18 protein-coding genes, 1 tRNA gene and 1 riboswitch are annotated in these 22143 nt (G+C 62.8%); of the genes, 10 read left to right on the forward strand and 9 right to left on the reverse strand.

Annotated features, from left to right (window positions below; all coding sequences use genetic code 11):
• Positions 1-155 precede the first annotated feature (155 nt).
• The 8 genes from Q9295_RS00005 to Q9295_RS00040 form a co-directional block, all read right to left on the reverse strand.
• A complete protein-coding gene (locus tag Q9295_RS00005) occupies positions 156-2135 on the reverse strand; it encodes a methylmalonyl-CoA mutase family protein (RefSeq protein ID WP_306678169.1) in 1980 nt (659 codons plus the stop codon).
• A gap of 165 nt (positions 2136-2300) precedes the next feature.
• Positions 2301-2537: an Lrp/AsnC ligand binding domain-containing protein gene (locus Q9295_RS00010; protein WP_306678170.1), complete on the reverse strand. Its 237-nt coding sequence runs from the start codon at positions 2535-2537 to the stop codon at positions 2301-2303.
• Positions 2538-2771: 234 nt separating this feature from the next.
• Positions 2772-4298 carry an ATP-dependent DNA helicase gene (locus Q9295_RS00015; RefSeq protein WP_306678171.1) on the reverse strand — a complete coding sequence of 509 codons (1527 nt, stop codon included), beginning with the start codon at positions 4296-4298 and terminating at the stop codon, positions 2772-2774.
• Between the two features lie 52 nt (positions 4299-4350).
• A complete protein-coding gene (locus tag Q9295_RS00020) occupies positions 4351-4521 on the reverse strand; it encodes a hypothetical protein (protein WP_306678172.1) in 171 nt (56 codons plus the stop codon).
• Between the two features lie 183 nt (positions 4522-4704).
• Complete coding sequence (ccrA, locus tag Q9295_RS00025; RefSeq protein ID WP_306678173.1) at positions 4705-5997, reverse strand: crotonyl-CoA carboxylase/reductase; 1293 nt, start codon at positions 5995-5997, stop codon at positions 4705-4707.
• A 107-nt stretch (positions 5998-6104) separates the two neighbouring features.
• Positions 6105-7484, reverse strand: a complete 1380-nt coding sequence (locus Q9295_RS00030) for a 1-acyl-sn-glycerol-3-phosphate acyltransferase (protein ID WP_306678174.1) — start codon at positions 7482-7484, stop codon at positions 6105-6107.
• 141 nt (positions 7485-7625) lie between these two features.
• Positions 7626-8687, reverse strand: a complete 1062-nt coding sequence (locus tag Q9295_RS00035) for a quinone-dependent dihydroorotate dehydrogenase (RefSeq protein WP_306678175.1) — start codon at positions 8685-8687, stop codon at positions 7626-7628.
• Entirely contained in the window at positions 8684-9022 is a 339-nt protein-coding gene (locus Q9295_RS00040; protein ID WP_306678176.1) for a DUF952 domain-containing protein, read from the reverse strand. The genes Q9295_RS00035 and Q9295_RS00040 overlap by 4 nt, the downstream gene beginning before the upstream one ends.
• 176 nt (positions 9023-9198) lie before the next feature.
• On the opposite strand from Q9295_RS00040, the gene Q9295_RS00045 reads away from it, so the two are divergent.
• The 3 genes from Q9295_RS00045 (at position 9199) to Q9295_RS00055 (ending at position 11942) form a co-directional block, all read left to right on the forward strand.
• Positions 9199-10770, forward strand: a complete 1572-nt coding sequence (locus tag Q9295_RS00045) for a bifunctional metallophosphatase/5'-nucleotidase (RefSeq protein ID WP_306678178.1) — start codon at positions 9199-9201, stop codon at positions 10768-10770.
• Positions 10771-10871: 101 nt separating this feature from the next.
• Positions 10872-10945 (forward strand) — tRNA-Gly (locus Q9295_RS00050).
• Positions 10946-11210: 265 nt separating this feature from the next.
• The gene (locus Q9295_RS00055; protein WP_306678180.1) at positions 11211-11942 is read left to right on the forward strand and encodes an outer membrane protein; all 732 of its coding nucleotides are present in this window, start codon (positions 11211-11213) and stop codon (positions 11940-11942) included.
• Between the two features lie 11 nt (positions 11943-11953).
• On the opposite strand, the gene truA is transcribed toward Q9295_RS00055, so the two are convergent.
• Positions 11954-12724, reverse strand: coding sequence for a tRNA pseudouridine(38-40) synthase TruA (gene truA / locus Q9295_RS00060; protein ID WP_306678760.1), 771 nt, complete (start codon positions 12722-12724; stop codon positions 11954-11956).
• A 104-nt stretch (positions 12725-12828) separates the two neighbouring features.
• Here truA and Q9295_RS00065 point away from each other — a divergent pair, with 104 nt between their 5' ends.
• The 7 genes from Q9295_RS00065 (at position 12829) to gcvP (ending at position 22089) form a co-directional block, all read left to right on the forward strand.
• A complete protein-coding gene (locus Q9295_RS00065) occupies positions 12829-14244 on the forward strand; it encodes a YcjX family GTP-binding protein (protein WP_306678181.1) in 1416 nt (471 codons plus the stop codon).
• Positions 14244-14684: a GNAT family N-acetyltransferase gene (locus tag Q9295_RS00070; RefSeq protein ID WP_306678183.1), complete on the forward strand. Its 441-nt coding sequence runs from the start codon at positions 14244-14246 to the stop codon at positions 14682-14684. The genes Q9295_RS00065 and Q9295_RS00070 overlap by 1 nt, the downstream gene beginning before the upstream one ends.
• Positions 14681-15706, forward strand: coding sequence for a YcjF family protein (locus tag Q9295_RS00075; RefSeq protein WP_306678184.1), 1026 nt, complete (start codon positions 14681-14683; stop codon positions 15704-15706). The genes Q9295_RS00070 and Q9295_RS00075 overlap by 4 nt, the downstream gene beginning before the upstream one ends.
• 183 nt (positions 15707-15889) lie before the next feature.
• Positions 15890-17218: a glutamate--tRNA ligase gene (gltX, locus tag Q9295_RS00080; protein WP_306678186.1), complete on the forward strand. Its 1329-nt coding sequence runs from the start codon at positions 15890-15892 to the stop codon at positions 17216-17218.
• A 170-nt stretch (positions 17219-17388) separates the two neighbouring features.
• Positions 17389-17486: riboswitch (glycine riboswitch) on the forward strand.
• Positions 17487-17632: 146 nt separating this feature from the next.
• Positions 17633-18766, forward strand: coding sequence for a glycine cleavage system aminomethyltransferase GcvT (gcvT, locus tag Q9295_RS00085; protein WP_306678188.1), 1134 nt, complete (start codon positions 17633-17635; stop codon positions 18764-18766).
• 10 nt (positions 18767-18776) lie between these two features.
• Positions 18777-19136, forward strand: coding sequence for a glycine cleavage system protein GcvH (gcvH, locus tag Q9295_RS00090; protein ID WP_306678189.1), 360 nt, complete (start codon positions 18777-18779; stop codon positions 19134-19136).
• A gap of 112 nt (positions 19137-19248) precedes the next feature.
• On the forward strand, positions 19249-22089 hold the full coding sequence (gcvP, locus tag Q9295_RS00095; RefSeq protein ID WP_306678190.1) for an aminomethyl-transferring glycine dehydrogenase: 2841 nt from the start codon (positions 19249-19251) through the stop codon (positions 22087-22089).
• Positions 22090-22143 lie beyond the last annotated feature (54 nt).

Below are 22143 nucleotides of genomic sequence, written 5' to 3' on the forward strand. Positions count from 1 at the left end.
CCGTCGTCGCCCTCGCCGCAACCGTCATCTTCTGGCTATGACACAAGAACGAGTCCTGACCCTAGAGAAACTCTTCATGAAGTGCCTTCCGCGGCGGTTCTTAACTGAGGGATGAACCGCCGCCTGCTGGCGTGCAGTAGTTTGGACCTGGCCCCCTACGCCGCCTCATCCACCAGCCCCACGATGTCCATCATGATCCGGTTCAGCTCAAAGTCCTTCGGCGTATAGACCGCGGCGACGCCCATTTGGCGCAGGGCCTCGGCGTCTTCTTCGGGGATGATGCCTCCGACCACGACGGGGAGCCGCAGGCCTGCGGCGCGCAAAGCCTCGAGCGTGTCGGCGATCAAAGCGAGGTGGCTGCCGGAGAGGATGGAGAGGCCCAAGACATGGGCCTCTTGGTCGGCGGCGGCGGCGGCGATCTCGGCGGGGGTGAGGCGGATGCCCTCGTAATGGATGTCCATGCCGCAGTCGCGGGCGCGGGCGGCGATTTGCTCGGCGCCGTTGGAATGGCCGTCGAGGCCGGGTTTGCCCATGACGAATTTGAGCCGGCGGCCGAGTTTTTGCGAGACCGCATCGACGGCGGCGCGGATCGGCTCAAGCCCTTCGGTGCGGTTGGAGGGGGATTTCGACACGCCGGTCGGGCCGCGGTATTCGCCGAAGGCCGCGCGTACGACATTGCCCCATTCGCCGGTGGTGGCGCCGGCGCGGGCGCAGGCGATGGAGGCGGGCATGATATTGGCGCCGGAGCGGGCGGCCTCACGCAGTTCGGTCAGGGCGGCGGCGACGGCATCGCTGTCGCGGGCGGCGCGCCAAGCTTGCAGGCGGGCGATCTGGTCGGCCTCGGCCGCAGGATCGGCTGCCATGATCGCGCCATCGCCGGCGGTGAGGGGGGAGGGCTCGCCCTTTTGCCAGCGGTTGACGCCGACGACCACGGTTTCGCCGGATTCGATGCGGGCGATGCGCGCGGCATTGGCCTCGACCAGACGGGATTTCATATGCTCGATCGCGGCGACGGCGCCGCCCATGGCGTCGATCTGGGCCAGCTCGGCCCGCGCGCCCTCTTTCAGGGCTTGGACCTTGCGGTCAACGGCGGGGTTGCCGTCGAAGAGGTCGTCATATTCCAAGAGGTCGGTCTCATAGGCGAGGATTTGCTGCATGCGCAGCGACCATTGCTGGTCCCAGGGGCGCGGCAGGCCCAAGGCCTCGTTCCAAGCGGGGAGTTGGACGGCGCGGGCGCGGGCGTTTTTCGAAAGCGTGACGGCGAGCATTTCGAGAAGGATGCGGTAGACGTTGTTTTCCGGCTGCGGCTCGGTGAGGCCAAGGGAGTTCACCTGCACGCCATAGCGGAAGCGGCGGAATTTGGCGTCTTGGATGCCGTAGCGGGTCTCGGTGATCTCGTCCCACAGCTCGACAAAGGCGCGCATCTTGCACAGCTCGGTGACGAAGCGGATGCCGGCGTTGACGAAGAAGGAGATGCGGCCGACCATGGCGGGGAAATCGGCGGGCGAGACCTTGGTTTTGAGGTCGTCGAGCACCGCGACGGCGGTGGCGAGGGCATAGGCCAGCTCTTGCTCGGGCGTGGCTCCGGCCTCTTGCAGATGGTAGGAGCAGACGTTCATCGGGTTCCACTTCGGCAGATGCGCCTGAGTGTAGGCCGCGACATCGGTGATCATCCGAAGCGAGGGTTTCGGCGGGCAGATATAGGTGCCGCGCGAGAGATATTCTTTGATGAGATCGTTCTGCACCGTGCCTTGCAGGGCTGAGATATCAGCGCCTTGCTCCTCGGCGGTGGCGATATAAAGCGCCAAGAGCCAAGGGGCGGTGGCGTTGATCGTCATCGAGGTGTTCATCTGCTCCAGCGGGATATCGGCGAAAAGCGCGCGCATATCGCCGAGGTGGGCCACCGGCACGCCGACCTTGCCGACCTCGCCCTTGGCGCGGGGATCGTCGCTGTCATAGCCGGTCTGGGTGGGCAGATCGAAGGCGACGGAAAGGCCGGTTTGGCCTTTGGCGAGGTTCGAGCGGTAAAGCGCGTTGGAGGCGCTTGCGGTGGAATGTCCGGCATAGGTGCGAAAGAGCCAAGGCTTGTCGGTTTTGACCGAGGTTTCGGTCTGGGGCTTGGCTGCTTCCGTCATCGCATTCTCCGTCGCAGGCTTGCGCAAGGGGAGGAGACTTGGGCTCTCATCCGAATCTGGCTGCGCAATATTATTTCGCTGGAAAATGGATAGCTGCAACAATCGCACCTTGTCAATCGCTGCGCCGCAGCGATGCCGTTGCGGCATCGCCGGGGCTTTGGCCGCTTAGAAGGCCTTGAAGGTCATCGTGGTCAGCGTCTGCGAGACATGCGGCACGATGAAGAGCTTTGAGGCCAGATATTGGCCAATGTCTTGATCTTCAGGGATATAAACTTTGGCGATCAGATCCCATTCGCCAGAGGTCGAGTAAAGCTCGCTCACCACTTCCAGATCCCAGATGGCATTGGCCACCTCATAGGTTTTGCCGGGGGTGCAGCGAAATTGGACGAATACCAGCGCCATTTGGGGCCTCCTTTGGATGGCGCCGAGGGTAAGGCGGAAGGGCTGGCGCTGCAACGGGGGCTGGAGGGCTTCGCGCCCCTTCAGACCTTCCCGCGGCGTATTTTTATCAATGAAACGGGGGCGCGGGTGGCTCTTGGAGGGGCTGCGCGCCCCTCCAAACCTCCTGCGGAGTATTTTTATCAAGATGAAAAGGCCGGGAGGGGGCGCTGTGATCCGGGCGGCGGCGTTTTCGGGTTAGTCTTCTTGGGCTTGCAGGGCGAGGGGGGCGGGGGCCTGTTTGAGATCAGCGACCGAGAGCGGGGTGGTGGGGCGGGCGAGGCGGTTGCGCACGATCCAATGCAGGCGCTTTTCGGCGCGGGTGATCGCGACGTAGGCGAGGCGCTTCCAGAGCGGCACCCCGGCCTCGGTCCGGTTGGCCCAAGCGGCGGCGGAGAGGTCGGGGGCGAAGACCTGCACCTCGGGCCATTGTGAGCCTTGCGCCTTGTGGATGGTGACGGCGGCGCCGTGCAGGAAGGCCGCACCCATCGTGGCGGCATGTGGGATGAAGGGTTCTTCCTCATCGGGTTTTTCGATCTTGATGATCGAGGCGGCGGAGAGTTGCGGGTCTTCGGTGCCAAGGACGTGCAGCTTGGCAAAGCCCGTGCGCGAGCCCGGACCAAGGTAGATCACCTGCGCGCCCTTGATTAACCCGCGGGCTTCAAGGTCGATGCGCTTTTTGCGGTGTTTAAGCGGCAGTTCGATCCCGTCGCAGACCAAGGGTTCGCCGGGGAGGAGGTCGGTTTCGGGCGCGCCATGCGCCATGCGGAAGGCTTGGATCAGTTTGATCCGCGTGGCGTTGCGCCAGACCAGAACCGGGCTGCGCGCCATGAGATCGCTGTCGACCCGCTCGGACCAGACCACGCGGTCATCGTTGCGGGCGCGCTCTTGCACCATGCGCTCGAAGCCGTCGAAGGTGAGGTTTTCGTCGGCCAAAGCATGGGCGAGGTCGAGGATCGGGTTGTCTTGGGTTTGGCGGTGGATGCGGTTGAGGTGCAACTGGCGGGTGGGGCCGAGTTTGTCGAAGACCATCTCACCCGAGAGGCCGACGGGGGCAAGCTGGGCCGGATCGCCGAAGAGGACGAGGCGCGGGAAGATCTCGCGCAGGTCGTCAAACTGGCGTTGGTCAAGCATCGAGGCCTCATCGACGAAGCCGATGTCCAAAGGATCCTCGCGCCGCTTCCAACCCTTAATAAAGTCCGATCCTTTCAAGCCAGCGGCGGCAAGTGCGCCCGGAATCGAGGCGACTTGTTGGAAAAATGCATGTGCGCGGTCGAGCGCCTGTTCGCTGAAACCTTCGATCGTGGGGCGTGGGCCTTGGCCCGAGAGCCATTCGGCGATCTTTTCATATTCCGGGTCATAGACCGGGGTGTAGAGGATGCGGTGGATCGTGGTGGCGGGCACACCGCGCAGGCGCAAAACGGAAGCGGCCTTGTTGGTGGGGGCGAGGATTGCGAGGCTGCGGCGCTCTTTGCGCTTTTTGCTCTCGTAATCGCCGGAGATGATCTCGACCCCGGCCTCGCGCATGGCGTTGTAAAGGCTGGCGAGCAACATGGTTTTGCCCGAACCCGCTTTGCCGGTGATCGCAAGGACCATCGATCTGCCTTCCACCGGCGGGGTGGTGAGGCCCTCGGCCAGGTCGACGCCATGGGCGTTCAGCTCGGCGGCGAGGCGGTCCCAGGCCTGGGCCTGATCGTCGGAGAAGGTAAGGGCGGGGGGCTTCATCGCGGCAGATTAGCCGGGACAAGCGGGAAGGGCCACCCCAACCGGGCGGGGCTTAGTGCTTGGTTTCCGAGCGGGCGGGGCGGCGCGGGGGATCGGCCTTGGCGATCTCGACCTCGGCTGCGGCCAGGGTGCGCTCGACATGAAGGGCCAGGTCCGGCAGGTCATTGCGGCGCGCATAGCTCAGCATATCGTGCAGAACATCGAACACCCAATCGTGCCGCATGTGGCCCCCGCTGATCCGGTTCCGCGCTTTGCTTTGCAAAGGGTGCTGTGACCCTTCGCAAAGCAAAGCCTGTGACGGCGCGTCTAGACAAGCGAAAAGCGCAGATGCGGGCGGTGGGGCCGCTGCAAAGGGCCAAGTTTGCAGCGGCTTTGCGTGAAAATACGCAGGTTTTGACCGGTTTTGTTAACCTTTACGGCCGGCTTCGAGCGCGTCTTCAAAGGTGCGCAAGCCCGTGCGCGGGGCCTGCACCAGCACCGCCATATTGCCGGGCTTGTGCTGGTTCTTCCACATCAGCGTATGCGCTTGGGGGATCTCAGCCCACGGGAAAACCTCGGACATGCAGGGGTCCAAGCGGCGCTCGACCATCAGTTTGTTGGCGGCGGCGGCTTGTTTCAGATGCGCGAAATGGCTGCCCTGCAAGCGCTTTTGGTGCATCCACATATAGCGCACGTCGAAGGTGCAGTTGAAGCCCGAGGTGCCAGCGCAGATCACCACCATGCCGCCCTTTTTGCAGATCAGCGAGGAGACCGGGAAAGTGGCCTCGCCGGGATGCTCGAACACCATATCGACATTGACGCCTTTGCCGGTGATGTCCCAGATCGCTTTGCCGAAGCGGCGGGCCTCTTTGAGCCAAGTGTTATACTCTTCCGAGTTAACCTTTGGCAGCTGGCCCCAGCAGGAAAAGTCGTTGCGGTTGATGACGCCTTTGGCGCCCAAGGACAGCACGAAATCGCGCTTGGATTCGTCGGAGATGACGCCGATCGCATTGGCGCCAGCGGTATTGGCCAGCTGGATCGCGTAGGAGCCGAGGCCGCCCGAAGCGCCCCACACGAGCACGTTCTGGCCGGGCTTCAGGTCATGCGGGGCATGGCCGAAGAGCATCCGGTAGGCGGTGGCGAGGGTGAGGGTGTAGCAGGCCGATTCCTCCCACGTCAGGTGCTTGGGGCGGGGCATCAGCTGCTGGGCCTGCACGCGGGTGAATTGCGAGAAGGAGCCGTCATTGGTCTCGTAGCCCCAGATGCGCTGGGTGGGTGAGAACATCGGATCGCCGCCGTTGCATTCTTCATCGTCGCCGTCGTCTTGGTTGCAATGCACCACGACCTCGTCGCCGACTTTCCAGCGCTTCACTTTGTCGCCCACGGCCCAGACGATGCCCGAAGCATCCGAGCCCGCCACGTGGAAATCTTGCTTATGGCCGTCGAAGGGCGAGATCGGCACGCCGAGACCGGCCCAGACGCCGTTGTAGTTCACGCCTGCCGCCATCACCAAGACCAGAACGTCATGGCTGCCGAGCTTCCAAGTGTCGACGACTTCCAACTGCATCGCATCTTCGGGCGCGCCATGGCGGTCGCGGCGGATCGACCAAGCATACATTTGCGCGGGAACATGGCCCAAGGGCGGCATCTCACCGATCTCGTAGAGATCCTTCACGGGCGCATCATAGGCGGCGATGCCGCTTGCATGGTCCAGAGCCATTGCACTCTCCATTGGCATGCCGCGCCGCAGAATCGGGCGCGGTCTTGCGGCAAGGATTAGAATTGGCCGCGCAAGAATGCAATGGTTGGAGTTGTAGTTTTGTAATTTTATGTCCGCTGCGTTGCGGCATTGTCGTGTGGCGGTGGCGCTGGCTGCGGGATTGACGCGGCGTAGAAGGCCAAAAGCGCTTCTTTGCCGGGGATGGGGTGCAGCCTGTCGGAGATGAGGCCGCGGGTTTGTAACTGGGTCAGGCCTTCGGCCAAAGTGGCCTTGGCGCCGCCTTGGGGCAGGTGCAGAACCGCGCCGCTGGCTTCAAGGTTTTGGGTAAGCTCTTCGATATGCTGCAAAAGCTGCGTTTTGCTGGCGGGATTTTGGGCGAGCGCGGCGGCGGTCAGGGGGACGGGCAGCACCGGCACGGCTTCGGCGATGCTTTGCATGAGCTGACGGCCGAGGCTGTCGACCGGGTCTTGCGGGGCGGTTGAAAGGAAGCTGCGCAGCGAGAGCGGCGGGCCGAAGGCGACGGCGGCGGTGCCGAAGCCCGAGGTTTTGCCGCGCCGCCGCGCCCAGAAAAAGCGCAAGGCCTGATAACCGACGCGCAGGGGGCGCAAACGGAAGCGGCGGGTGCCGGATTTGGCGGCCTCGACCAGCACGCGGTCTTCGAGCACGCGGTCATAGGCGAGGCCGACGGGGATGAAAACCACGTCGCGTTGGTCGGCGCTCCAGCCTTCGAGGATATAGCTGAGGAGGCCGAGTTTGGGCGGGGCGATGCGGCCGTCGAGCGACAGGCCGCCTTCGGGAAAGATGGCTTGGGTCTGGCCCTCGGCGGTGGCAATTTGCACATAGCGGGCCAGCACTTTGCGGTAGAGCGCGTTATGGCCGCCGCGACGGATGAAATAAGCGCCCATCGAGCGGATAAGCCCCGAGAGGGGCCAGACGCGGGCCCATTCGCCGACCGCATAAGCAATGGCGCTGCGCTCGGACACCAGCCAAGTCACGAGAAGATAATCGACATTTGAGCGGTGGTTCATCACGAAGACCATAGTGGCCTGCGGATCAATCTGGTGCAGAGCTGGGTCGATCTTGCCAACACGGACGCGGAAGAGCCGACGGCTGAGCCATTTTGCGGCATGGGTGCCGAAGCCGAAATAGACCGTGGCGGAAAAACCCGGAACAATTTCGCGGGCGTAGCGGCGGGCCTCTTCGAAGGCGACGGCGACCGGGACGCCGGTCTCGGCGGCATGGGCCATCGCGGCCTCGATCACCTTGGGGTCATAGGCGAGGCGGGCCACCATGTCGCTGCGACGGGCGAGTTTGAAGAGGTCGATCTTGCGGTCGAGCCTTGCGTTGAGACGGTCGAGCGCGCGCTCGGCCCGGTGGCGGAAGAACCAACGCACGGATGGGAAAAGGAAATGCGTCACGAAGCTGATCGCGGCAAAGCCGAGGATCAAGAGGAGCAGCCATTGCGGGACGGCGACGGGTTGGAACATGCAGGCAGGTTAACGGGTTTTGGGTGCGGCTCAATGCTGAGGTTGCGTTTGGGCCGGCAGCCGGGGGTTTCACACCCCCGGACCCCCGTGGAGTATTTTTATCAAGATGAAATGGGCAGGGGGAGTGGTGCCAGAGAGGGGTTAGAGCCAGCGGTCGCGGTCGGTGCCGACAGCCTCGGCGACGTTGGCATAGCCGTCGCGGGTGAGGAGTCGGTCGAGGCCTTTGGCGATGCGGGCGGCGAGCGACAGGCCGTGGTAGACCATGGCGGTGTAAAGCTGCACCGCGCAGGCTCCGGCGCGGATTTTGGCATAGGCCTCCTCGGCGCTGGAGATGCCGCCAACGCCGATCAGCGGCAGTTGGCCTTGGGTGAGTTGCGAAAGTTTCGCCAGCGTCCTTGTGGACTTTTCGAACACTGGAGCGCCGGAAAGGCCGCCAGCCTCGCCCTTATGTGCAGATTTCAAACCTTCGCGCGACAGCGTGGTGTTGGTCGCGATGATGCCCGAGAGGCGCGAGGAGAGCGCGACTTCGGCGATGGCGGCAAGCTCATCTTCGTTGAGATCGGGCGCGATTTTGAGGAAGACCGGGATCGGGACTTGCAGGCTGGCGCGGGCCTCCATCACGCCTTCAAGGAGGGCGGCGAGGGCGGCGGGGCCTTGCAGATCGCGCAGCTTTTCAGTGTTGGGGGAGCTGACATTGACGGTGGCGAAATCGACATGCGGGCCGCAGGTGGCCAGAACGCGGGCAAAGTCGGCGGCGCGGTTTTGCGAGGTTTTATTGGCGCCAAGGTTGAGGCCGACCGGCACGGGGCCCCGTTTGCGCTGCTCGAGCCGGGCGGCGATGGCGGTCATGCCGTCATTGTTGAAGCCAAAGCGGTTGATCGCGGCGCGGTCTTCTTTGAGGCGGAAAAGCCGCGGCTTGGGATTGCCATCTTGCGGCAAGGGTGTCGCGGCGCCGACCTCGATAAAGCCGAAGCCCGCGCGCGACAGCTTGGCCACGGCGGTGGCGTTTTTGTCAAAACCTGCGGCAAGGCCGACCGGGTTCAAAAGCGGCAGATCGGCCATCATGGTGCCAAGCCGGGGCGAGGTGATCGGGCCGGGCAGCGGCAAAAGGCCGGAATTCAAGCCCTTAAGCGCCAGAGCATGCGAGGTTTCGGGATCAATCTGGCGCAGGATTGCCAGGCCGGAGGATTCGAGCAGGTTCAAAAGACACCTTCGGGGAAGATATGGCCGGTGGCCCCAAGGGGCAGGGATTTGTCCCAGACCACCTCATCAAGCCGCAAGGGGCGGTAGAGGTGCGGAAAGAGTGCGCCGCCGCGCGAGGGCTCCCATTTTAAGGAGGGGCCGAGGGTGGCGGCATCGAAAGCCACCAGCACCAGATCGCTTTCGGTGGCGAACCATTTGGCCGCGGTTTCAGCCAGTTGCGGGGCGGTAGAGAAGTGGATGTAGCCGTCTTGCAGATCGACCGGCGCGCCGGCGGTTTCACCCGCGGCACGGAAGGCATCCCATTCGGGGCGGCGGAGGATCTTATAGATGAGCATCGCTTTGCATTGCACCGGAACGGCGGCTCGGTCAATGGGCCGAAGGCGGGCGGCGGGGCGCTGTGACCAAGCGTTTATGTGCGTTTGGCGGGAAGGGGCCGCCGCGCATCATCGGCTTTGACAGGGGAACGGATGCGGCCCAGTCTGAAGGTCTTTCGCCAAGTTGGAGGTTGACGATGCATCGGACACTGCTTTGCACGGTGGCGGCTTTGGGCCTTGGCTCAGGCATGGCGCAAGCCGATTACGCTTTGACCATTCTGCACACCAATGATTTCCATGACCGCTATGAGCCGATTTCCTCTTCGGACGGGCCCTGCTCGGCCGAGGATAATGGCGCGGGGGAATGCTTTGGTGGCTCGGCCCGGTTGGTGACGGCGCTGGCCGAGGCGCGGGCGCGGTCGAACAACTCCATCTTGGTCGATGGCGGCGATCAGTTTCAGGGCACGCTGTTCTACACCCATTATAAGGGCGTGATGACGGCCGAGTTTATGAACAAGCTTGGCTATGATGCGATGACCGTGGGCAATCATGAGTTTGATGATGGGCCCGAGGTGCTGAAGGGCTTTGTCGAGGCGGTGAAATTCCCGGTGTTGATGTCGAATGCCGATATCTCGGGTGAGCCTTTGCTGAAGGATAAGATCCAGAAATCCGTGGTGATTGAGCGCGGTGGCGAGAAGATCGGGCTGATCGGACTGACGCCTTTGGACACGCCGGAAATCGCCTCGCCGGGCAAGAATGTGGTCTTCACCGATCCTGTGCAGGCGGTGCAGGGCGAGGTGGATCGGCTGACGGGCGAGGGGGTGAATAAGATCATCGTCCTGAGCCATTCGGGCTATCTGGTCGATCAGCGGGTGGCTGAGGGGACCACGGGGGTCGATGTGATCGTGGGCGGCCATGACAACACGTACCTGTCGAACACCAGCCCCGATGCCAAAGGCCCCTATCCGACGATGGTTGGCAAAACGGCCATCGTGCAGGCTTATGCTTACGGCAAGTTTCTGGGCGAGTTGAATGTGACATTCGACGATGCGGGCGAGGTGATCTCGGCCACGGGTGAGCCTTTGATTATGGATCAGGCGGTGGCGGAGGATGCGCCGACGGTTGAGCGGATTGCCGAGCTGGCGGTGCCTCTCGATGAGATCCGCAGCAAAGTTGTGGCCGAGACGGCGGCGGAGATCGACGGCAACCGCGACAATTGCCGGCAGGTGGAATGCACCATGGGCAATCTGGTGGCAGATGCCTCTTTGGCGCGGGTCGCCGATCAGGGGGTGGTGATTGCGCTGGTGAACTCGGGTGGGCTGCGGGCCTCGATCGATGCGGGCGAGGTGACGATGGGCGAGGTGCTGACGGTGCTGCCGTTCCAGAACACGCTCTCGACCTTTGAGGTCTCGGGCGAGACGGTGTTGGCGGCTTTGGAGAATGCGGTCAGCCAATATGAGGAAAAGGGCGGGCGCTTCTTGCAGGTGGCGGGGCTGCGCTATGCCTTTGATATTGCTCAGCCGGTGGGCAGCCGGATCAGCGATGTCGAGGTGAGGGCGGGCGAGGCTTGGGGGCCGATTGACGGTGCGGCGAAATATCTTGTCGTGGCCAATAACTATGTGCGTCAGGGCGGGGATGGATTCTCGGTCTTCGTGGATGCCGACAAGGCCTATGATTACGGCCCGGATCTGGCGGATGTGGTGGCCGAATATATCGCCGCAAACGCGCCCTATAAGCCCTATCTCGATGGGCGGATCGTGAAGAAATAGCCGTTGGCAGGCAACACCGGCGCGCGGGGGCCGTTTTGGGCAACGCGCGCCGCCAAGTGCTTGCAGGGCAGGTCGAATTCCGTTAGGAAGCGGCCAGAGCGGCGGGTGTGGTGTAGTGGTAGCGCCTTAGCCTTCCAAGCTAATGGTACGGGTTCGATTCCCGTCACCCGCTCCAATCTCCTTAAAATTCTTAGTCTAAGCCGCCGTTTCGGCTTGGCGATTATGCTAGCTTTTGCAGGGGCTGAGCATTTTTTGCCCTATGGCGACAGGAGCTGAGGCTTGGTCGCTGTTCGGGCTTAACTGCTAATCTTTAGTTAGCGATAGCCTCTTTGGTTGGCATTTTAACGCTAAAGTGATGATTCTGTGCTGTTGTACAAAGAGAATCGTGCCTCGCGATTTCTTGGGACACGGCTTTTATTGAGTGAATTGAGAGGTTTAAAATGATGCACAAGGTCTTGATGGTTGCCTTTGCGGGCAGTCTTTTCGCGCAAGGCGCGGCGGTGAATGCGCAGAGCATCGATTGGAGTGGCGCCTATATCGGCCTGACGGCTGGGCATGGCCGCAACTCCAGCCAATTTGACGATACGAGTTATAACGGCGGCATTCCCGGCTTCCCGCCCTATAGTTTCGACGTGGACACCAAAGGCGCGCAATGGGGGATCTTTGGTGGCTATAATTGGCAGCGAGATACGCAAGTCTATGGTGTAGAACTGGAAATCGGCCGCTCGGAGGCTGAGGGGTCGGCTTTTCCGCCGTTCAACGACCCTTTTGGGGATCCCTATGATGCGGCAGGCGGGGTTGAGGCAGGCTGGTATGGCACGCTGGCAGGCCGCCTTGGTGTGGTCCGGGATAAAAGCCTGTTTTATGGCAAGCTTGGCTTGGCCTATTCGGATGCGCGGGCGACGTTCGTCGACACTTGCACAGCCGCGCCCTGTGGTCCCGGCGTGATCGATGCCAGCGGCGCATTGGGCTGGGGCCTTTTGGCGGGGATTGGTATCGATCACGCGCTATCTGAGAAGTGGGTGCTGCGGGCTGAATATGAATACATCCATTTCGGCAGCGCTGATGCGTCGGGCGACAATATCAGCCCCGGCATGCCCAATGTTCCGACAGTCATCGGCGGCGATATGAGCTCACAGCGCTTGAAGTTGGGGATCAGCTTCAAGTTCTGATGGGCTTGGCTTCAGGCGAAAGGATCGGCCGGGTAGCCTGCTGCCGTCAGATAAAGCCCATCGGGTGGCGAGACCGGGCCACAAGCGGCGCGGTTTTTCGCCGCCAGCGCGTCGGCCACGCGGTCTGGTGACCAACTGCCAGCGCCGACGCGTTCCAATGTGCCGACGATGGAGCGGACTTGGTTGTGCAGGAAGCTGCGGGCGCGCAAGTAGAAGCGGAACTCTTGCCCGCCGGGATAGTCCAGCTCTTCGATGCGGATTTCGTCTAGCGTTTTCACAGGGCTATCGGCTTGACACATCACCGAGCGGAAGGTGGTGAAATCCTGCAAGCCGATAAGATGGGCGGCCCCTTGGCGCATTTTTTCGGCGTTCAGAGGCTGCGAGACCTGCCAGACGAGGCCTTTGTCATGCGTCGCCGGTGCGCGGCGGCTGATGAGGCGGAAGGTGTAGCGCCGCTCCATCGCGGAAAAGCGGGCATGGAAATCATCCGGCACCTGCGCGCAGGCGGTGATCGCGATGGGCTGGGGTTTGAGGTGCCAATTCAGCGCCTCGGCCAGCCGGAAGCTCTGCCAGTCTTTGGCAAGATCGGCATGGGCGACTTGGCCGGTGGCATGGACGCCCGCATCGGTGCGGCCCGCTGCGGCAATGCGATGATCGCCGGGCTCAAGCCGCGCCAAAGCCTCTTCCACCGATTGCTGCACCGAAGGCAGGCCACCCGCCTGCCTTTGCCAGCCGCAGAACGGGGCTCCGTGGTATTCGATCTTGAAAGCATAGCGCGGCATGGGGGCCGGATAGCCGAAAGCGGCAGCAACGTCCACTGGCGCGCGGTGCACCTTCCCAAGTCGTGCGCCGCCCCCTATCTTGAACGGGGTTTAAGGAGAGTGGATTGGCAGGTTTCGGCATCACCGATGGATTGGCACGCGGGATTGAGGGCGTGCAGGCCTCGGTCTCGGGGCTGTTGTTTGAGCCGGTTTTGCGCATCGGGGTCACCGGGCTGTCGCGCGCGGGCAAGACGGTGTTCATCACCGGGCTGATCGCCAATTTGCTGCACCGGGGCCGGATGCCGCAGCTGAGCGCCGAGCGCGAGGGCCGGATTGAGCTGGTGCATTTGCAGCCGCAACCCGACATGACCTTGCCGCGTTTCGACTTCGAGGGGCATTTGGCGGCTTTGACCGGCGAGGTGCCGCGTTGGCCGGATTCGACGCGGGCGATCTCGGAGTTGCGGCTGTCGTTCCGGGTGAAACCTGCGGGGTTCTTGGCGGGCTGGCGCGGCCCGCAGGTGATTCATCTCGATATCGTCGATTATCCCGGCGAATGGCTCTTGGATTTGTCCTTGATGGAGAAGTCCTATGCGGAATGGTCGGAAGAGACCCTGAGCCGGATCAACAGCCGTAGCCAAGCCGTTGATTTCGTGGCCGAGGCGCGGGCGGTGGACGGCGCGCGCAAGCTTGATGAGGCTGAGGCGCAGGTTTTGGCGCAGGCTTTCACGGGCTATTTGCACGCCGCGCGGGAGGCGGGTTTTGCCGATTGCACGCCGGGGCGGTTCTTGTTGCCGGGGGATCTGGCGGGCAGCCCCGTCTTGACCTTCGCGCCCTTGCCGCAGCCTGCCACGACGGCGCGCGGCAGTCTTTGGCGCGAGATGGAGCGGCGCTATGAGGCCTATAAATCCAAAGTTGTGACGCCGTTTTTCCGCGATCACTTTGCCAAACTCGACCGGCAGGTGGTCTTGATGGATGTCTTGGGGGCCTTGCATCAAGGCCCGCAGGCGGTGGCGGATTTGCGCCGCGTCATGGCCGAGGTTTTGGGCGCGTTTCGGGTGGGGCGCGCGAGCTGGCTGACCTCGCTTTTGGGCGCGCATCGGGTGGAGAAGATCCTCTTTGCGGCGACCAAGGCGGATCATTTGCACCATGAGCAGCACCCGCAGCTGACCGCTATTACCGAGGCGCTTTTGGCTGAGGCGAAGTCGCGCGCGGCCTATGCCGGGGCAGAGGTGGCGGCGATGTCGATTGCCTCGGTCCGGGCCACGGTGGAAGAGCGGGTTGAGCGTGAGGGCGAAAGCCTGCCGGCGGTGCGGGGGCGGCTTTTGGCCAGTGGCAAGCAGGCGGTGATGTATCCCGGCGCTTTGCCGCATGATCCGTTGCGGGTGTTGAACCCGGCGCGGGAGGGGGCGGCGCAATGGCTGGATGCCGATTTCGCGCTTATGGGCTTTGCGCCCGCGCGGATGGGGCTCGCCCCGGGGCAGGGGCTGCCGCATATCCGGCTGGACCGGGCGGCGGAGTTCCTGTTTGGGGACCGGCTTTGATGCAGATTGTGGATGCGCGCCCCGAAGATGCGGGCGCTTTGGCGCAGATCTTGGGCGATTGGCTGCGCGAGCTGGCTTGGATGCCGATCCTGCACAGCCGCGATGAGGATCTGGCCTTTGTCTCTCGGATGATCGCGAGCCACCGGGTGCGGGTGGCGCGGGATGATAGGGGGCGCGCGCTGGGCTTTATTGCAGTGCGGCAATGCGTGATCGGTGGGTTTTATGTGGCCGCAGGGGCGCGCGGGCAGGGCATTGGTAAGGCGCTTTTGGAGGATGCCAAGGCGGTGGAGCCTCGGCTTACCTTGCTGACTTTTCAGGACAATCTGGGCGCGATTGCCTTTTACACCCGTGAGGGCTTTGTCGAGACGGAACGCAGCAATGGCGCCTGTAATGAAGAGGGGCTGCCGGATTTGCGGATGATCTGGAGGCGTGCGGAATGAGGGAACGGGACCCGTTTGAGCCACAGGAGCGCGGGCCGCGCCCCTATCTCTTGGAGGTTGAGGAGGAGGCTGATCCTTCCTCGGCGCCCTTTGTCGATGATGTGATCGACCCGCCGCAGGGGCGGGCGATGCTGGCGGCGGGGCAGATTGCGACTGTGCGGGCCTCGGGCGCATGGCGCTTTGCGGCTTGGGCCTTTGGGGCTTTGTTCACCTTCTGGCTGTCGGTTTCGGCTTGGCGCTTTGTCGAGGATCTCTTGGCGCGCCAGCCTTTGCTGGGGGCGATTGCGGCGTCTTTGGTGGGCTTGGCTTTGGTCGCGGCTTTGGTGGTGGCCTTTCGCGAATGGGCGGCGGTGGCGCGGCTTTCGCGACTGGATGGCTTTCGCGCCCATGCCGATGCGGCCTTGGCCTCGGGCGATCTGGCAGGCGCGCGGCGCGTCACCCGCAATCTGGCGCGGCTTTATGCCAAGCGGCCTGATACGGCTTGGGGCAGGGCGCGGCTCGCTGAACATGAGGCGGATGTGATGGATGCCGATGCGCTTTTGGCCTTGGCCGAGAGCACGCTTCTGGCGCCTTTGGATGCCCGCGCCCAAGCCGAGGTGGAAAGCGCCGCTGGCCGGGTGGCACTGGTCACCGCTTTCGTGCCGATCGCTTTGGCGGATGTGGCGGTGGCTTTGGTGACCAATCTGCGGATGATCCGGCGGATTGCCGAGATCTATGGCGGACGCTCGGGCAGCATTGGCTCTTTGGGGCTGATGCGGCGGGTGTTCACCGCATTGCTCGCGACGGGGGCAGTGGCTTTGATGGATGATCTGGTGGGATCTTTGGCGGGGGGCGGTTTGGCCTCAAAACTGTCGCGGCGCTTTGGCGAAGGCGTGGTCAATGGCGCTTTGACGGCGCGGATTGGTTTGGCGGCGATGGAGCTTTGTCGGCCGTTGAGTTTCAACTCGGTCTCGCGGCCTTCGACCTCGACCGTGGTGGGGCGGGCTTTGACCGGGTTTATCCCGCGGGGCGCGCGCGACTGATGTTGCAGGCCGGGGGCGCTTCGCCCCGCCCTGTGACCCTTGGCCCCCCGAGAGTATTTAAGTCAAGATGAATGGGGCAGGGGGGCGGCTTTGGTCTGCGGGTTTTGACGCGGCGGGATGTGGCGCAAAACTGGACATTCTTTGGGGGGTGTGACAGAGGATGCGGGTCCAAGGAGCTACCCCATGACCCGTCCCGTTGTCACCCGCTTCGCCCCCTCGCCCACCGGCTATATCCATGTGGGCAATCTGCGCACTGCGTTGATGAACTATCTGATCGCCCGCAAGAATGGCGGCACCTTCATCCTGCGTTTGGATGATACCGATCAGGAGCGTTCGAAGCAGGAATATTCCGATGCGATCATGCAGGATCTGGAATGGCTGGGCCTGCAATGGGACCGGGTTGAGCGGCAATCGGCGCGCTATGATCGCTATGAGCTGGCAGCAGCGAAGCTGAAGGAAGCGGGCCGTTTCTACGAATGCTTTGAGACGCCGACCGAGCTGGACCTGAAGCGCAAGAAAGCAGCCGCGATGGGCCGCCCGCCGGTCTATGACCGTGCTTCGCTGAATATGAGCGAGGCCGAGAAAGAGGCGGCGCGGGCCGAGGGCAAGCTGGGTTACTGGCGCTTCTTGCTGAACCAGACCCGGATTGAGTGGAAAGACGGCATCATTGGCGATTTGTCGATCGATGCGGCTTCGGTTTCCGATCCGGTGCTGATCCGTGCCGATGGGCAAGTGCTTTATACCTTTGCCTCTTCGGTCGATGATATCGAGATGGGGGTCACGCATATCGTGCGCGGCGCCGACCATGTGACCAATACCGCAACGCAGATCCAGATCATGGAAGCGATGGGCGGCACGCCTCCGGCTTTCGCGCACCACTCGCTCTTGACGGGGGCGGCGGGCGAGGAGCTGTCGAAGCGGCTTGGCACCTTGTCCTTGCGCGATCTGCGGGCGCGGGGCGTGGAGCCGATGGCATTGCTGTCGCTGATGGCGCGGCTTGGCTCGTCGAAGCCGGTGGAACTCTTTGGCTCGCTGGATGAGCTGGCCGAAGGGTTCGATGTGACGTCCTTCGGTTCGGCGCCGACGAAGTTTGATGCCGAGGATCTCTTCCCGCTGACCCGCGCGGCGGTGCAGGCCAAGGGCTATGACGAGGTGAAGCCGCGGATTGACGCTTTGGGCGTGCCAGCGGATTTGGCTGAGACCTTCTGGGCCGCGACCAAGGGCAATATCACCGTGCTTGACGATTTGGCCGGTTGGTGGGCGCTGGTCCGCGATGGGGCGGAGCCTTTGGTGGATGAGGCGGATGCTGAGTTTGTCGCCCAAGCGGTGGCTTTGTTGCCAGCGCAGCCTTGGACCACGGCAAGCTGGGGCGAGTGGACTGGGGCGGTGAAGGCCGCCACGGGCCGCAAGGGCAAGGATCTCTTCCGCCCGCTGCGCCGGGTGCTGACGGGGCGCGATTCCGGTCCGGAGATGGCGGATTTCATGCCGCTTTTGAAAGCGCCCAAAGTCTGATTTTTGACGATAGGCTTTGCGAAAATGGCCCCCGCTCCAAGGAAATCTTGGGCGGGGGTTTTCTTTTGGCTGCAAGGGTTTGGCGGGGAAGTCGCGCCGCTTTCTGCCTTTGTATCCCGTCGCATTCCGTTTTTGCTTGCTCAGCCGTTGCGCGATAGGCTAACCCTATGGATGCAGGATCGGGAGAATCCGTGCGGGTCACACCACACGGTGCCGAAGGAGCAACCGCCCCGGTAAACTCTCAGGCGCAAGGGACCGTTTCTGCAAAAGACTCTGGAGAGAGGCGCGTGACGCGTCCGCCGAAGGGATAACATTCTCAGGCGCCCAAGGCCGCGCAAGCGGGGGCAAGGACAGAGGGGGCATCGGGCGGCAGGGTTCACTGCCGTGTTCGGTGCCGGGGTTTTTCCGGCCAAAATGGGGAGGGACAGCTTGTCCGACCTTTTGCGCTTGGGTCTGCACGACCTTCACACCAGCCTTCAAGGTAAGATGGTGCCCTTCGCGGGCTATGAGATGCCGGTGCAATATGCTGCCGGGGTGATGAAGGAGCATCTTCACACAAGAGCATCGGCGGGGCTGTTTGATGTGAGCCATATGGGGCAGGTTTTGCTGCGCCCGAAGGGCTCGATGGAGGCTTTGGTTGCCGCTTTTGAGGCGATGATGCCGGTGGATGTGGCCAGCTTGCCCGAGGGCCGCCAGCGCTATGGGCTTTTCACCAATGAGGCGGGCGGGATCTTGGATGATCTGATGTTCGCCAATCGCGGCGATCATTTCTATGTGGTGGTGAATGCGGGCCGTAAGGCGCATGACATCCCGCATATGGAGCTGCATCTGGGCGCTGTGGCCGAGGTTGTGGCGGTGAAAGACCGCGCTTTGCTGGCGCTGCAAGGGCCGCGGGCCGAGGAGGTTCTGGCGGGTCTGGTGCCGCAGGTCGCGGCGATGCGCTTTATGGATGTGCTCTCGGTCGATACGGTCTTTGGGGCGCTTTGGATCTCGCGCTCGGGCTATACCGGCGAGGATGGTTTTGAGATCTCGGTGCCGGATGATGGCGCTGAGGGGCTGGCCAAGGCGCTTTTGGCGCATGAGGCGGTGATGCCGATTGGGCTGGGCGCGCGGGATTCCTTGCGGCTGGAGGCCGGGCTTTGCCTTTACGGTCATGATCTGGATGAAACCGTGTCTCCGGTGGAAGCGGGGCTCACTTGGGCGATCCAGAAATCGCGCCGGGCAGGGGGCGCGCGGGAGGGCGGCTTCCCCGGCGCCGAGCGGATCTTGCGCGAACTCGCCGAGGGGCCGTCGCGGGTGCGGGTGGGTTTGCGGCCTGAGGGCCGGGCGCCGATGCGCGAAGGCACGGAACTCTTTGACGGCGCGGATGTTGCGGGGGCTGTGACCTCGGGCGGATTTGGTCCCTCGGTCGAGGCACCGATCGCTATGGGCTATGTGCCCCCCGCACTGTCTGCACTGGGTACCAAGATTGAGGGAGAGGTGCGCGGCAAACGCTTGCCGGTCACCGTCAGCGCCATGCCCTTCCACCCGACCAATTACAAACGCTGAGGAGCGAGAGATGAAATATACCAAAGAACACGAATGGTTGCGGGTTGAGGGCGATCTGGTCGTGGTGGGGATCACCGAACATGCCGCCACCGCTTTGGGCGATGTGGTGTTTGTTGAACTGCCCGACACCGGCAATATGGTCGGCGAAGGCGATGAGATCTGCGTCATTGAGAGCGTGAAAGCCGCCTCGGACATTCTGGCGCCTTTGGATGGCGAGATCGTTGCGGTGAACGAAAAGCTTTCCGACACGCCGTCCTTGGTGAATGAGGATCCGACTGGCGAGGCCTGGTTCTTCAAGATGAAGGTGGATGATCTCTCGGTGCTCGACCAGTTCATGGATGAGGCTGAGTATAACGAGTTGATCGGCTAAGCGCCGCGCAAGGTTGAGAGCGCCGGGGGGCCAGCCCCCCGGACCCCCCGGGATATTTTAGGACAGATGAAATGGGGAGGCTTTGGGCCTTCTGCTGTCCGGGAGTGGGCCAATGGCTTTTACGCCGAGTGATTATAACCCCTATGACTTCGCCAATCGCCGCCATATTGGGCCTTCGCCCTCAGAGATGGCTGAGATGTTGGCGGTGACGGGTGCTGCAAGCTTGGATGCGCTGATCGAAGAGACGGTGCCGAAGGCGATCCGGCAGAAGAAGGCTTTGTCTTGGGCGCCCTTGTCCGAGCATGAGCTTTTGGCGCGGATGCATGAGGTGGCGGCCAAGAATAAGGTGATGACCAGCCTGATCGGGCAGGGTTATTACGGCACGGTGACGCCCCCGGCGATCCAGCGCAATATCTTTGAAAATCCGGCTTGGTATACGGCTTACACGCCCTATCAGCCCGAGATCGCGCAAGGCCGGTTGGAGGCTTTGCTGAACTTCCAGACCATGGTTTGCGATCTGACCGGGTTGGATGTGGCGAATGCGTCCTTGTTGGATGAGGCGACGGCGGCGGCAGAAGCCATGGCCATGGCCGAGCGTTTGGCGAAATCCAAGGCAAAGGCTTTCTTTGTCGATCGTTTCTGCCATCCGCAAACCATTGCGGTGATCAAGACCCGCGCTTTGCCTTTGGACATTGAGGTGATTGAGGATGCGGCGGAGAACCTTGATCCGGCTCAGGTTTTTGGTGCGATCTTCCAATATCCGGGCTCTTACGGCCATGTGACCGACTTCACCGATCAGATTGCGGCCTTGCATGAGGCCGGGGCGATTGCGGTGGTGGCGACCGATCTTCTGGCCTTGTGTCTTTTGAAAGAGCCGGGCGCGATGGGGGCGGATATTGCCATCGGCTCGACCCAGCGCTTTGGCGTGCCGCTTGGTTTTGGCGGCCCGCATGCGGCGTTTATGTCGGTGAAAGATGCGCATAAGCGGCAGATGCCGGGGCGGATTGTCGGTGTCTCGATCGATGCGCAGGGCGGCAAGGCGTACCGTTTGTCCTTGCAGACCCGCGAGCAGCATATCCGGCGTGAAAAGGCGACCTCGAACGTTTGCACGGCGCAGGCTTTGCTGGCCGTGATGGCCTCGATGTATGCGGTCTTCCACGGGCCGAAGGGCTTGCGGGCGATTGCCGAGCGGGTGCATTTCTTGACCCAGCGGCTGGCGCGGGCGTTGAAATCGGCGGGGGCGAAAGTCTCTCCCAAGGCCTTCTTCGACACGATCACGGTTGAGGTTGGCGTGGGGCAAGCTGGGATTTTGGCTGCGGCACGGGCCGAGGGGCTGAACTTCCGCAAGATTGGCAATGACCGGATTGGCATCTCGCTGGATGAGACCACGGATGAGCGGGTGCTGGTTAAGGTCTTGCGCGCCTTTGGTATTCCGGGCCTGCCGCCGCATCGCGCCGCTTTGGGCTTCCCTGAAGAGATGCTGCGGACCTCGGATTATCTCACCCATCCGGTCTTCCATATGAACCGGGCTGAGTCTGAGATGATGCGCTATATGCGGCGGCTGTCGGACCGTGATCTGGCGCTTGATCGTGCGATGATCCCGCTGGGGTCTTGCACGATGAAGCTGAATGCTGCGGCCGAGATGATGCCGATCACTTGGCCGGAATTCTCGACCCTGCACCCCTTCGTGCCGGCGGATCAGGCGGCGGGTTATGCCGAAGCCATCTCGGATCTGACCGAGAAACTTTGCGAGATCACTGGCTATGATGCGTTTTCCATGCAGCCGAACTCGGGCGCGCAGGGCGAATATGCTGGGCTTTTGACCATTCTCGCCTATCACCGGGCGCGGGGGGATGTGGATCGCAAGATCTGCCTCATCCCGACCTCGGCGCATGGCACCAACCCGGCTTCGGCGCAGATGGCGGGGATGCAGGTGGTGGTGGTGAAATCCGCACCGAATGGTGATGTGGATCTGGACGACTTCCGCGACAAGGCAGCGGCGGCGGGCGATAAACTGGCGGCTTGCATGATCACCTATCCGTCGACGCACGGCGTTTTTGAGGAGACGGTGAGCGAGGTTTGCAAGATCACCCATGACCACGGCGGGCAGGTCTATATCGACGGCGCGAATATGAATGCGCTGGTCGGTCTGGTGAAGCCGGGTGAGATTGGCGGCGATGTGAGCCATTTGAACCTGCACAAGACCTTTGCCATCCCGCATGGCGGCGGCGGGCCGGGCATGGGGCCGATTGGTGTGAAGGCGCATCTGGCAGCGCATCTGCCGGGGCATCCAGAGACCGGGGGCGAGGAAGGTCCGGTTTCGGCGGCACCGGCGGGTTCGGCCTCGATCCTGCTGATCTCTTGGGCTTACTGCTTGATGATGGGCGGGGCGGGTCTGACGCAGGCGACGCGGGTGGCGATCCTCAACGCCAACTATATCGCGAGCCGGTTGAAGGGCGAATATCCGATCCTCTTCATGGGCAACAAAGGCCGGGTCGCGCATGAGTGCATCTTGGACACGCGGCCCTTTGCCGATGTGGGCGTGACGGTGGATGATATCGCCAAGCGCTTGATCGACAATGGTTTCCACGCGCCGACCATGTCTTGGCCGGTCACGGGGACGCTGATGGTGGAGCCGACGGAATCCGAGACCAAGGCCGAGATTGACCGCTTCATCACCTCGCTTTTGGCGATCCGGGAAGAGATCCGGGCGGTGGAGAAGGGCGAGATTGCGGCTGAAGAGTCTCCGTTGCGCTTTGCGCCGCATACCGTGGCGGCGCTGGTCGGCGAATGGGATCGCAAATACAGCCGCGAGGCTGGCTGCTTCCCGCCCGGCGCCTTCCGGGTCGACAAATATTGGCCGCCGGTGGGCCGGGTCGACAACGTTTATGGCGACCGTAACCTGATCTGCACCTGCCCGCCGATCGAGGATTATATGGAGGCGGCGGAGTAATCCGGCCGCTTTCCTAGACGCTTGGGTTTCAGAACAGCCGGGGGCATACCTCGG

The organism is Pseudogemmobacter lacusdianii, assembly GCF_030848395.1.
Lineage (GTDB): Bacteria > Pseudomonadota > Alphaproteobacteria > Rhodobacterales > Rhodobacteraceae > Pseudogemmobacter > Pseudogemmobacter lacusdianii.